Below are 12466 nucleotides of genomic sequence, written 5' to 3'. Positions count from 1 at the left end.
CGGACACTCTGCCCGGGCGGGATAAGACTGCGGCCCGTACATATCCCGGGCAACCGCTGTGTCACGTCGTGAGACGGGGCATCGTCCCACCCCCGGCCCGGGCCGGGACGCGCGGTCCCGGCCGCGCCTCAGGGGGCCGGTCGAGGTCCGGTCGCGTCGACGTCGGCGGGACCGGGCAGGCCCGCGATCCCGGCGTCCTCCCCGCGGGTGCGGCGCTTGCCGCCCGCCGCCTCGTCGCGCACGAGCCGGACCCACAGCAGGACGGCGAACCCGCCGAACACCCACCACTGGAGCGCGTAGAACAGGTTCTGCAGGTTGAGCCCCGTGCCGCCCTCGATGGTGGGGCGCGGAAGCTGGGCGGGGCCGCCGTCGGCCGCCGACGGCTGCGCCGGGTCCGAGGACAGCAGGACGAGGTACCCCGAGTACATCGGCCCGCCCCACTGGTTGACGAGCTCGCCCGTCGAGATCGCGTCGGTCCGACCAGGGGCGGAGCCGCCCTGCCCGGCCGCCTCGGACGCCTGGAGGTAGCCGGTGAGGCGCACGACGCCGTCGGGCGGGTCGAGCGCGGCGCTCTCCTCGGGCGACTCGACCCAGCCCCGCACGACGGGCAGGACCGGGGCGCCCGAGAGGTCGGCCCACGACGCGCCCTGCGTGCCGTCGTCGGTCACGCGGAGCGGGGTGAGCACGAGGTAGCCGACGCGGCCGTCGAGCGCGCGACCCTCCACGAGGAGCTGCCCCGCCGCGTCGTACTCGCCCTCGACCCAGGCCTGGCGGCCCACGAGCTCGCCGGGGAACGTGGACTGCGGCGGGAGCAGCACGCCGACGCCCTCGGGTCCGGCGGCCTCGAGCTCGGCGGCCTCGTGCTGCGCCGCGAGCTCGGCACGCTGCTGGGCGCGGTCGAGCTGCCAGACACCGAGCCGCGCGCACACCGCCGCGGCGACGAGGAGGAGCACGAGCAGCCCGACGACCCGGGGCTCGCGGGCGACCGCCCAGAACGAGCGGGGCGCGGTGGGCTCGGGCACGACCCCACGGTATCCGGGGCGCGGGCGAGTCCCCGCATCCGTCCCGCCTCCCGGGCGAACGTCACACGCCGCCCACGGACCTCCGCCGCCGGGGACAACGTCCTCGACCGTGGTTCCCGTCCGCGGGACCTTGGACCTTTTGTGCCGTCGTGGGCGCAGGTCACACCGCCGGGCGCCAGGAGGAATAGTGCAGGCCCCCGGTCGATGGGGTTGTATGAAGCCGTAGTCGTTCACGGACCCTTCCCCCGCAGGAGCGTGAGATGAGCACGACCACCGTCACCGAGTCCACCGCCTGGCAACCCGCCGAGATCGCACCGCTCGACGACGACACCCTGCGTCGCGTCGACGCCTGGTGGCGCGCGGCGAACTACCTCTCCGTCGGCCAGATCTACCTCCTGGACAACCCGCTGCTGCGCACGCCGCTGGACCGCGACGACGTCAAGCCGCGCCTGCTGGGTCACTGGGGCACCACGCCGGGCCTCAACTTCCTCTACGCGCACCTCAACCGCGCGATCGCGCAGCGCCGCCAGTCGACGATCTACGTCGCCGGTCCCGGCCACGGCGGCCCGGGCCTCGTCGCGAACGCGTACCTCGAGGGGACGTACTCCGAGACCTACTCGGACGTCACCCAGGACACCGAGGGCCTGCGCCGGCTGTTCCGCCAGTTCTCCTTCCCGGGCGGCATCCCGAGCCACGTCGCGCCGGAGACGCCGGGGTCGATCCACGAGGGCGGCGAGCTGGGCTACGCGCTCTCCCACGCGTACGGCGCCGCGTTCGACAACCCCGACCTCCTCGTCGCCGCGGTCGTCGGCGACGGTGAGGCGGAGACGGGCCCGCTCGCGACGAGCTGGCACTCGAACAAGTTCGTCAACGCGCGCAACGACGGCGTCGTGCTGCCGATCCTGCACCTGAACGGCTACAAGATCGCCAACCCGACGGTGCTCGCGCGCATCAGCGACGACGAGCTGCGCGACCTCATGATCGGCTACGGCCACACGCCCTACTTCTTCACGGGCGGGTTCGACGGCGAGGACCACTTCGAGGTGCACCGCCGCTTCGCGCACCTCCTCGACGAGGTGCTCAACCACATCGCGCAGATCAAGGCCGACGCCGCGGCGGGGAACGACGAGCGGCCCGCGTGGCCGATGATCGTGTTCCGCACGCCGAAGGGCTGGACGTGCCCGCCCGTCATCGACGGCAAGAAGACCGAGGACTCGTGGCGCGCGCACCAGGTGCCGCTCGCGAGCGCCCGGGACACCCCGGAGCACCTCGAGGTGCTGCGCGGCTGGCTCGAGTCGTACCGGGCCGACGAGCTCTTCGACGAGGACGGCCGCCTGGTCGACGACGTCGCGGCGCTCGCCCCCGAGGGCACGCTCCGGATGAGCGACAACCCGCACGCGAACGGCGGGCTCCTGCTCAAGGACCTGCGGCTGCCGGACTTCCGCGACTACGCCGTGGACGTGAAGGCGCCGGGCAGCTCCATCGCCGAGTCGACGCGCGTCCTCGGGCAGTGGCTCACCGACGTCGTGCGGATGAACCCGGACAACTTCCGGATCTTCGGCCCCGACGAGACCGCGTCGAACCGGCTCCAGGCCGTGTACGAGGTCACGGACAAGCAGTGGAACGCCGACTTCTTCGGGCCTGACGTCGACGAGCACCTCGCGCGCGCCGGCCGCGTCATGGAGATGCTCTCGGAGCACCAGTGCCAGGGCTGGCTGGAGGGCTACCTGCTCACCGGGCGGCACGGCCTGTTCACGAGCTACGAGGCGTTCATCCACATCGTCGACTCGATGTTCAACCAGCACGCGAAGTGGCTCAAGGTCACGAACCACATCCCGTGGCGGCGGCCGGTCGCGAGCCTCAACTACCTGCTGTCGAGCCACGTGTGGCGCCAGGACCACAACGGCTTCAGCCACCAGGACCCGGGCTTCATCGACCACGTCGTGAACAAGAAGGCCGAGATCGTCCGCGTCTACCTGCCGCCGGACGCGAACACGCTCCTGTCCACCTACGACCACTGCCTGCGCTCGCGCCAGTACGTGAACGTCGTCGTCGCAGGCAAGCAGCCGGCGCCGCAGTTCTTGTCGATGGACCAGGCGGTCGCGCACTGCACGCGCGGCCTCGGCATCTGGGAGTGGGCCGGCACGGAGGTCGAGGGCGAGGACCCGGACGTCGTGCTCGGCTCGGCGGGCGACGTGCCCACGCTCGAGGTGCTCGCCGCGGCGGACATCCTGCGCCGACGCATCCCCCACCTCAAGGTCCGGGTCGTGAACGTCGTCGACCTCATGCGGCTCCAGGACGAGAAGGAGCACCCGCACGGCATGTCGGACAAGGACTTCGACACGCTCTTCACGACGGACAGGCCCGTCATCTTCAACTACCACGGCTACCCGTGGCTGATCCACCGCCTCACGTACCGCCGCACGAACCACGCGAACATCCACGTGCGCGGCTACAAGGAGGAGGGCACCACCACCACCCCGTTCGACATGGCCATGCTCAACGACATCGACCGCTACCACCTGGTGGTCGACGTCATCGACCGTGTGCCGTCCCTGCGCTCGACCTACGCGGGTCTGCGCCAGGAGATGGTCGACGCGCGGCTGGCGGCCCGCCAGTACACCCGCGAGCACGGGGAGGACATCCCCGAGGTGCGCGACTGGGTGTGGCCGGACGTCGGCGAGACGGCGACCGAGGAGGGTGGCCCGCAGTACAACGGCGCGAGCGCCGCCGTGCAGGACACCGGAGGAGACAACGAGTGAGCGACACCGCTCGCAGCATCTACATCACCTCGCCCGAGGGCGAGACGGGCAAGTCCACGATCGCGCTGGGGGTCCTCGACCTGCTGGTCCGCAAGGTCCAGCGGGTCGGGGTCTTCCGACCGGTCACCCGGGCCGCCGGCCCGGACGTGCAGGACTACGTGCTCGAGCTCCTGCTCGCGCACGACGGCGTCGACACGACCGCCGAGCAGGCGATCGGCGTCACGTACGAGGACGTCCACGCCGACCAGGAGGCCGCGCTCTCGCGGATCGTGGCTCGGTACCACGAGGTCGCGAGCCAGTGCGACTTCGTGGTCGTCGTGGGCACCGACTACACCGACGTCGCCGGGCCGACCGAGCTGTCGTTCAACGCGCGCGTCGCGGCGAACCTCGGCGCGCCGGTCCTCCTCGTGGTCTCCGGCAAGGGCCGCACGCCCGACGCCGTGGGGAACCTCATCGAGGTGAGCGTCGCCGAGCTGCGCTCGCAGCACGCGCAGCCCATCGGCGTCGTCGCGAACCGCGTGCAGCCCGACGACCTCGACGCGGTGCGCGCGCTCCTCGGGTCGCTCGGCCCGGACGGCGAGCCGCTCGCGGGCGGGACATCGTCGGGCCCGACGGCGGAGCCCGCCCCGGGCACGCGGCTGCCGGGCTGGGCGGTGCCCGAGGACCCGTTCCTCGACGCACCGACCGTGCGGATCCTCATGGAGGCCGTGGGCGGGACGCTCGCGTTCGGCGAGGAGGAGCTCCTCGCGCGCGAGGCGACCGACCTGCTCGTCGGCGCGATGTCGTTCGAGCACCTGCTCGACCGGCTCACCGACGGCGCCGTCGTCATCACGCCCGGCGACCGGGTGGACATCCTCATCGGGCTGCTCGCCGCCCACTCGGCGTCCGGCTTCCCGTCACTCGCGGGCGTCATCCTCAACGGCGGGTTCTTCCCGCCCGAGTCGACGGCGCGCCTCGTCGCGGACCTCGACCCGAGCCTGCCGGTCATCCGCACCGACCTCGGGACGTTCCGCTCGGCGAGCGCCGCCGCGAGCGCCCGGGGCCGCGTGACCAAGGAGTCGCAGCGCAAGGTCGACACGGCGCTCGCCCTGTTCGAGCAGAGCGTCGACGGCGCGGCGCTCCTCGCGGGGCTCGACGTGCCCCGCCCCGAGGTCGTCACGCCGCTCATGTTCGAGTACGAGCTGCTGTCCCGCGCCCGCGCGGACCGCAAGCACGTCGTGCTGCCCGAGGGCGACGACGACCGCATCCTGCGCGCCGCGTCCACGCTGCTCGGCCGCCAGGTCGCGGAGCTGACGATCCTCGGCGAGGAGCAGAAGGTCCGTGCCCGCGCGGCGGAGCTCGGCCTCGACATCGACGCCGCGCACGTCGTCAGCCCGCACGACCCGGAGCTCGTGGAGCGGTTCGCCGCGGAGTACCAGCGGTTGCGCGCGCACAAGGGCATGACGCTCGAGGAGGCGCGCGAGCGCGTCCAGGACGTGTCCTACTTCGGCACGATGATGGTCCACCTCGGCCTCGCGGACGGCATGGTGTCGGGCGCGAAGCACACGACGGCGCACACCATCAAGCCGTCGTTCGAGATCATCAAGACCCAGCCGGGCGTGTCCGTCGTCTCGTCCGTGTTCCTCATGTGCCTGCAGGACCGCGTGCTCGTCTACGGCGACTGCGCGGTCATCCCCGACCCGACGGCCGAGCAGCTCGCGGACATCGCGATCTCCTCGGCGGCGACGGCGCAGCAGTTCGGCGTCGACCAGCGGGTCGCGATGCTGTCGTACTCGACCGGCGAGTCCGGATCGGGGGCCGACGTGGACAAGGTGCGCCGGGGCACGGCGCTCGTGCGCGAGCGCCGCCCCGACCTGTTCGTCGAGGGCCCGATCCAGTACGACGCCGCGGTGGACGCGTCCGTCGCGGCGTCGAAGATGCCGGGCTCGGACGTCGCGGGGCGCGCGACCGTGTTCATCTTCCCGGACCTCAACACGGGCAACAACACCTACAAGGCCGTGCAGCGCTCGGCGGGCGCCGTCGCGGTCGGGCCGGTCCTCCAGGGCCTCAACAAGCCGGTGAACGACCTCTCGCGCGGCGCGCTCGTGCAGGACATCGTCAACACCGTCGCGATCACCGCGATCCAGGCGCAGGCCCCGGCCGACGCCGTCGACCCCACCTCTGACTCCCAGGGAGCCACGTCATGACGATCCTGCCCGAGGGCGAGCGCCCCAACCCCTACAGCGCGTACGGCGCGCACGGGTCCGTGCTCGTCATGAACTCGGGGTCGTCCTCGCTCAAGTACCAGCTCGTCAACCCCGTCGGCGGCGAGGCGATCGCCGCGGGCACGATCGAGCGCATCGGCGAGGAGTCCGGGATCATCAAGCACCGGTTCGCCGGGAACACGACGACGCGCGAGGAGCCCGTCGCGGACCACGGGCACGCGCTGCGCATCGCGCTCGGGATGTTCGACGAGGTCGGCCCGACGCTCTCCGACGCCGACGTGTACGCGGTGGGGCACCGCGTCGTGCAGGGCGGCTCGCTGTTCGCCGACCCGGTCCTCGTCGACGACGGCGTGCTCGAGCGGATCCGCTCGCTGTCCCCGCTCGCGCCGCTGCACAACCCGGCGAACGTCAAGGGCATCGAGGTCGCGCGGTCGCTGCTCGGCGACGTGCCGCACGTCGCGGTGTTCGACACGGCGTTCTTCCAGCGGCTGCCGGCGCACGTGGCGACGTACGCCCTGGACGCCGAGGTCGCCGAGAAGTACGCGATCCGGCGCTACGGCGCCCACGGCACGAGCCACCAGTACGTCTCGGGGAAGGTCGCGCGCGTCCTCGGGCGCCGGATCGAGGGTCTCAACACGATCGTCCTGCACCTCGGCAACGGCGCCTCGGCGTCGGCCGTGAAGGGCGGCGTGCCGGTCGAGACCTCGATGGGCCTCACCCCGCTCGAGGGCCTCGTCATGGGCACGCGGACCGGCGACATCGACCCGGCGGTCGTGTTCCACCTCGCGCGCAACGCGGGCATGAGCATCGACGAGATCGACGACCTGTTCAACAAGCGCTCGGGCGTCAAGGGCCTGTCCGGCGTGAACGACTTCCGCGAGCTGCACCGGCTCATGGAGGCCGGTCACGAGGGCGCCCGCCTCGCGTTCGACGTGTACATCCACCGGCTCCGCAAGTACGTCGGCGCGTACGCCGCCGTCCTCGGCCGCGTGGACGTCGTGGCCTTCACCGCGGGCGTCGGCGAGCACGACGCCGAGGTGCGCGCCGCCGTCGTCGAGGGCCTCGAGCCGCTCGGCCTCGCCGTCGACCCGGACCGCAACGCCGTCGACTCCGGCGAGCCGCGCGTCATCTCGCCGGACTGGACGAGCACGCTCGTCATGGTGGTCCCGACGATGGAGGAGCTCGCCATCGCCCGCCAGTCGGTCGAGGTCGTCGAGGCGGCGTCGCGCGCCGGCTGAGGCTCGCCGCCCGGGACTCGCCCGGACCTTGCCGGGGGAGCCCCGCCGGGCTCGGCCCGTTCCCCGGCCGGTGAGCCGACGCCCGCGCGTCGGCTCACCGGTCGGTGGCATGCTCGGGCGGTGACCGTTCTCATCGACCCGCCCGCGTGGCCCGCGCACGGGACGCTGTTCAGCCATCTCGTGTCCGACGCGTCGCTCGCGGAGCTGCACGCGTTCGCGGCGTCGATCGGCGTGAGCCCGCGGGCGTTCGACCTCGACCACTACGACGTCGCCGCCGAGCGGTACGACGTCGCGGTCGCCGCGGGCGCGGTCCCGGTCGGGGGTCGTGAGCTCGCCCGGCGCCTCGGCGCCTCGGGCCTGCGCGTGCCCGGCCGGGCACGGAGCGCGGCGAAGGCCGACGCCCTCCTCGCGCGCTGGGACGCGCTCCTCCCGGGCGCGCGCGACGTCGGGGTCGAGCTCGTCGAGCGCTGGCACGAGCCGCACCGCGTCTACCACGGGCCCGAGCACCTCGTGCACGCCCTCGACTCGCTCGCGCTCCTGGAGGGACGCCCGCCCGGCGTGCCCGACGCCGCGCCGTCGGTCGGCGTGGCACGTGGCGCGGCGTCGGCCACGGGCGCGTCGGGCGGCGCGACGGCGGTCACGGGCGCGACGCCCGGGGTGACGCAGCTCGCGCTGTGGTTCCACGACGCCGTGCACGACGGCGAGGCGGGCCGCGACGAGGAGCGGTCGGCCGAGCTCGCGGACGCCCGGCTGGCGAGCCACCTCGGTGCTCGCGAGGTCGAGGAGGTCGTGCGGCTCGTGCTCGTGACGACCGACCACGCCCCGGCCGAGGACGACGGGCCCGGGGCGCTCGTCTCGGACGCCGACCTCGCCGTCCTCGGGTCCGCGCCGGACCGGTACGCCCGCTACGCCCGCCAGGTGCGCGCCGAGTACGCCCACGTGCCCGACGACACCTTCCGGGCCGGGCGGGCCGCCGTCCTGCGCGGACTGCTCGCCGGCGGTGCGCTGTTCCGCACCCCGCAGGGCGCGACGCTCTGGGAGGACCGCGCCCGAGCCAACCTCACCGCCGAGCTCACGACCCTCGACGCCCGAGCCTGACCCTCACTCCCAGCCCCCGCCCCGCCCCCACCCCAGCCCCCACCCCCATCCGCCGAGCAGGCGGTCGTGGTCCGTCCCGGACTGCGGACGGACCAGGACAACCTGCTCGGCCGGCCAGGAGGGCCTGGTCGACGCGGTGGCGGCGTTAGGGTCAGGACGTGATCGACGATCCGGCGTCACCTCCGGCACCACCGTCCGGCCGGCCTGCGGGGGGTCGTCCGCGCCGGTCCCGACGGCGGCGCCTCACCCTCGGGACGGCGACGGGGCTCGTGGTGCTCGTGCTGGCGCCGTTCGTCGTCGTGCAGGCGGTCGGGCGCGCGCACGTCGCCCACGCCGCGCACGTGCCGGAGAGCGACGCGATCGTCGTGCCGGGGGCGGGCCTGCGGCCGGACGGGACTCCGTCCACGTACCTGCGCCGTCGGCTCGACGCGGCGGCGGAGCTCTACGGCCGGGGCGTCGCGCCCGTCGTGCTCGTGAGCGGCGACGCGCACGACGACTACGACGAGCCCGGCTCGATGCGCGCGTGGCTGCTCAGCCGCGGCGTGCCCGACGACGCGATCCTGCTCGACCGCGAGGGATTCGACACCCACGCGACGTGCACGCGCGCGGCGTCGGAGTTCGGCGTCGGCACGGCGGTGGTCGTCACGCAGGGGTACCACCTGCCGCGCACGCTGTTCTCGTGCCGCGTCGCAGGTCTCGACGCCGTGGGGGTCGGCGTCAGCGCGACGAGCGTCGAGCCGTGGAAGGCCGTGCTCTACCGCGCCCGCGAGGTCCCCGCGGCGACGAAGGCCGTGCTCGACGCCGTGCTCCGCTGAGCGGGGCTCCTCAGGGCAGCCGCAGGCGGCGCATGACGTCGAGCGCCGACGTGAGGACCTTGCTCGGCAGCTCGCCGCCGAGCTGGTAGAGCGTGTCGAGCGTGAGGCCCTGGTTCGCGCCGCGCTGCACGGAGATCGTCTGCGCCTCGGTGAGCGCCTCGATCCCCTCGCGCCCGTGGCGGCGCCCGAGGCCGGACGCCTTGAACCCGCCCATCGGGGCCCCGACGGAGCCCCACGTCGCGGAGTAGCCGTCGTTGACGTTGACCGTCCCGGCCTCGACGCGCGCCGCGATCCGACGGCCCCGTGCCGCGTCGCGCGTCCACACGCTCGCGTTGAGCCCGTACTCGGTGTCGTTCATGACCTCGACGGCCTCGTCGTCGCTCGCGACCCGGCGCACGGAGACGACCGGGCCGAACGTCTCCTCGCGCGCGCACGCCGCGTCGTCGGGCACGTCGTCGAGGACGGTGGGCGCGTAGAACCACGGGCCGATGTCCGCCCGGTGCACGCCGCCCGCGAGGACGCGCGCGCCGCGCGCGATGGCGTCCTCGACGTGGGCGACCACGCGGTCGAGCTGCGCCTGCGACGTGAGCGACCCCATGTCCGCGGAGTAGTCGAGCCCCGCGCCGAGGCGCATCTCGCGGACGAGCGGCACGAACTCGTCGAGGAAGGCGTCCGCGACGTCCTCGTGCAGCACGAGCCGCTCGATCGACACGCAGAGCTGGCCGGAGTTGGAGAAGCACGCGCGCACGGCACCGCGCGCGGCGGCGCGCACGTCGGCGTCGGCCGCGACGTACAGCGGGTTCTTGCCGCCGAGCTCGAGCGTCGCGCCGATGAGGCGCTCCCCCGCGCGCGCGGCGACCTTGCGGCCGGTGGCGGTCGAGCCGGTGAACGCGATGTGGTCCACGTGGTCGGTCACCGCGGCGCCGACCTCTCCCCCGCCCGCGACGACGAGGAACAGGTCCGCGGGCAGTCCCGCCTCCTCGAGCAGCTCCGCGCCCCACAGCGCGGTGAGCGTCGTCTGCGGGTCCGGCTTGAGCACGACGGCGTTCCCCGCCACGAGCGCGGGCACGGCCTCGGCGAGCGCGAGCGTCAGCGGGTAGTTCCACGGCGCGATGACGCCGACGACGCCCACGGGGCGACGGTGCACGCGCGTGCCGGTGAGCACGGGCAGCATCCCGGGCGCCCTCCGGTCGGCGAGGTAGCGCGGGCCGCGCTGGGCGTAGTGACGCGTGAGGATCGCGACGTCCGCGATCTCCTCGAACGCGCTGCGCCGCGACTTGCCGGACTCCATCTGGATGAGGTCGAGGCCGTCCGACTGGCGCGCGAGCACGAGCTCGCCGAACCGCCGCAGCGCGGCCGCGCGCTCGCGCACGGAGCGGGCGGCCCAGGCCGGCTGCGCCGCCCGGGCGCGCGCCACGGCACGGGCGACGTCCTCGACGGACGACACGGGGACCGCGGCGAGCGGCGCTCCCGTGGAGGGCAGGACGGAGCGGTGCATGCCCGCCTCGTTGGACGTGACGACGCGCTGCGCGAGGGGGGCCACGACCTCCGGCTCGAGGACGTAGGTCGCGGCCGGGTTCTCGGGGTCGATCAGACCGTCCAGCGCGGCGCCGTCGCCGCGCCCGGAGCCGGGTGTGCCGGATGAGCTCGTCATGGGGACAGGCTACGTCGTGGCGCTGACAGCGCGTCGACGGGCCGCTCCCACGTGGTGAGCACGGGCCGGAAGCCCTGCCGCGCCCAGAAGGGCGCGGACAGCGGGTTGAGCACGCCGTGGTGCAGCACGACGACGGCGCCCGGCCCCGCCCGCTCGTGCACGCGCGCGAGCGCCGCGTCGACGAGCGCCCCGCCGAGGCCGGTGCCGCGCGCGCTGCCCGTCACGTGCAGCAGGACGAGATAGGCGACCGGCCCTGCCGCGACCGTCCCGGCCACGGCCCCGGAGCGCTCGGGCGGCTCGACCGCGACGACGCCCACGACCTCGCCCGCCCGCTCCCCCGGCACCTGGCGGCGTGCCACGAGCACCGTGGTGCGCGGGTTCTCGACGGCGGCCGCGACCTGGGCGGCGAGGTGCTCGGCCGCGAGCGGCCGGACGCGGGCCGCGCCCACGAGCTCGTCGTACGCGAGCTCGGCGCGCTGGTGCTCGACGACGGCGGTCACGTCGTCCGGGCCGGCGTCGGCCAGCACGATCCCGGGGAGGTCGTCGCGGGGCCGGACCGAGGAGGCGCCGCGGCGCGCGGCGAGGTGGACGGTCGGGCGCAGGCCGCTCGCCGCGAGCGCGCCCACGGCCTCGACGTCGCGGCTCGGCCACAGGAGCGCCAGGCCGTGGTCGCGGGGCGCGGGGCCCCGCTCGGGCAGCCCGTCGCCCTCCGGTGCCCTACCTGGGTCGCGCCCCACGCGCGCCGTCCAGACCGCCACGAGCGCGCGGACCGCGCCACCCACGTCCGGTCCCGCTGCGCGCGCCCGCAGCCGGTGCTCGCGCAGCGCGCGGAACCCCGCCGCCACGGAGTCCGGCCGGACGTCCCCCACGCCCAGGAGCCCCGCGGCGCGCGAGCCGTCCGGGAGCCGCACGGCGAGGAGTCGCTCGTCGTCCGTCGTGGCGCCGAGGGCGGGGACCGCGACGAGGGGGTCGAGCGCGGCGACGCGCGCGCGGTGCTCGGTCTCGAGGGCGGCGAGGTCGTCGTCGTCCGGCCGCCACGCGGCGGGGTTCATCGTCCGGCGTCGCGGGCGTCCGGGGCGCCGAGCGGGCGGCCGAGCACGACGCACTCCTGGTCCGCGTACCCGAGCCGCTCGTAGAAGCCACGCACCGCGTCGTTCGTGGCGCGCACCATGAGGCGCACGGCCCGCGCGCCCTGGGCGGCGAGCCACGCCTCCGCCGCGACGACCGTCGCACGGCCCGCCCCGCGGCCCTGGAGGCGCGGGTCGACCGCCACGTAGTAGAGCCAGCCCCGGTGCCCGTCCACGCCGGTCATCGCCGTCGCGACGAGCTCCCCGGCCGCGACCTCGCGAGGGCCGGGCTCCCCCGGTGCGCCGTCCGTGGCCACCGCGGGCAGGTCCCGCGTCGCGCGGCCCACGAGGACGGTCGAGGTCTCGCCCAGACGGGCGTCGGCGAGGTCGCGGTAGGGGTCGCGCCACAGCGCGACGACCGCCTCGACGTCGCCGTCCTCGACCTCCGTGAAGGACACGTCGATGGCGGCCACCTCCGTGGAGGCCCCGTCCACGGCGTCGGTCCCCGGGCGGCCCGCGCCCTCGGCGGGCACGGCTCCGCCGCCCGGCACGCCGTCACCGGCGTGCGTCAGGCGCGGACCGTCGGCGATGCGTCCGGCCACGGCG

At 74.6% G+C, this 12466-nt stretch carries 9 protein-coding genes; 5 read left to right on the top strand and 4 right to left on the bottom strand.

Annotation, left to right across the window (positions count from 1 at the left end; translation table 11 throughout):
- Positions 1–128 precede the first annotated feature (128 nt).
- A complete protein-coding gene (locus tag ABIE39_RS05490; protein ID WP_354050741.1) occupies positions 129–1022 on the bottom strand; it encodes an SURF1 family protein in 894 nt (297 codons plus the stop codon).
- A gap of 260 nt (positions 1023–1282) precedes the next feature.
- Here ABIE39_RS05490 and ABIE39_RS05485 point away from each other — a divergent pair, with 260 nt between their 5' ends.
- The 5 genes from ABIE39_RS05485 to ABIE39_RS05465 all read left to right on the top strand — a co-directional run bounded on the left by ABIE39_RS05485 (position 1283) and on the right by ABIE39_RS05465 (position 9139).
- Complete coding sequence (locus tag ABIE39_RS05485; protein ID WP_209827182.1) at positions 1283–3784, top strand: phosphoketolase family protein; 2502 nt, start codon at positions 1283–1285, stop codon at positions 3782–3784.
- Positions 3781–5970, top strand: a complete 2190-nt coding sequence (pta, locus tag ABIE39_RS05480) for a phosphate acetyltransferase (protein ID WP_175007873.1) — start codon at positions 3781–3783, stop codon at positions 5968–5970. Before ABIE39_RS05485 ends, pta begins: the two co-directional genes overlap by 4 nt.
- The gene (locus ABIE39_RS05475) at positions 5967–7226 is read left to right on the top strand and encodes an acetate/propionate family kinase (RefSeq protein ID WP_074808948.1); all 1260 of its coding nucleotides are present in this window, start codon (positions 5967–5969) and stop codon (positions 7224–7226) included. The genes pta and ABIE39_RS05475 overlap by 4 nt, the downstream gene beginning before the upstream one ends.
- A gap of 120 nt (positions 7227–7346) precedes the next feature.
- Positions 7347–8324, top strand: a complete 978-nt coding sequence (locus tag ABIE39_RS05470; RefSeq protein WP_354050738.1) for a DUF4031 domain-containing protein — start codon at positions 7347–7349, stop codon at positions 8322–8324.
- A gap of 269 nt (positions 8325–8593) precedes the next feature.
- The gene (locus tag ABIE39_RS05465) at positions 8594–9139 is read left to right on the top strand and encodes a SanA/YdcF family protein (RefSeq protein ID WP_354050736.1); all 546 of its coding nucleotides are present in this window, start codon (positions 8594–8596) and stop codon (positions 9137–9139) included.
- Between the two features lie 10 nt (positions 9140–9149).
- On the opposite strand, the gene ABIE39_RS05460 is transcribed toward ABIE39_RS05465, so the two are convergent.
- From ABIE39_RS05460 to ABIE39_RS05450, 3 genes are read right to left on the bottom strand one after another with little or no spacing between them, the layout of a single operon-like run.
- Complete coding sequence (locus ABIE39_RS05460) at positions 9150–10793, bottom strand: succinic semialdehyde dehydrogenase (RefSeq protein WP_354050734.1); 1644 nt, start codon at positions 10791–10793, stop codon at positions 9150–9152.
- On the bottom strand, positions 10790–11845 hold the full coding sequence (locus tag ABIE39_RS05455; RefSeq protein WP_209827166.1) for a GNAT family N-acetyltransferase: 1056 nt from the start codon (positions 11843–11845) through the stop codon (positions 10790–10792). Before ABIE39_RS05455 ends, ABIE39_RS05460 begins: the two co-directional genes overlap by 4 nt.
- Positions 11842–12462 (bottom strand): GNAT family N-acetyltransferase, encoded by a 621-nt coding sequence (locus tag ABIE39_RS05450; protein WP_354050732.1) that lies wholly within the window; start codon positions 12460–12462, stop codon positions 11842–11844. Before ABIE39_RS05450 ends, ABIE39_RS05455 begins: the two co-directional genes overlap by 4 nt.
- Positions 12463–12466 lie beyond the last annotated feature (4 nt).

Source organism: Cellulosimicrobium sp. 4261 (assembly GCF_040546915.1).
In the GTDB taxonomy this organism is placed as follows: domain Bacteria; phylum Actinomycetota; class Actinomycetes; order Actinomycetales; family Cellulomonadaceae; genus Cellulosimicrobium; species Cellulosimicrobium cinnabarinum.
Note: the sequence above shows the minus strand (reverse complement) of the source record. Positions and strands in the feature narration are given on the sequence as shown.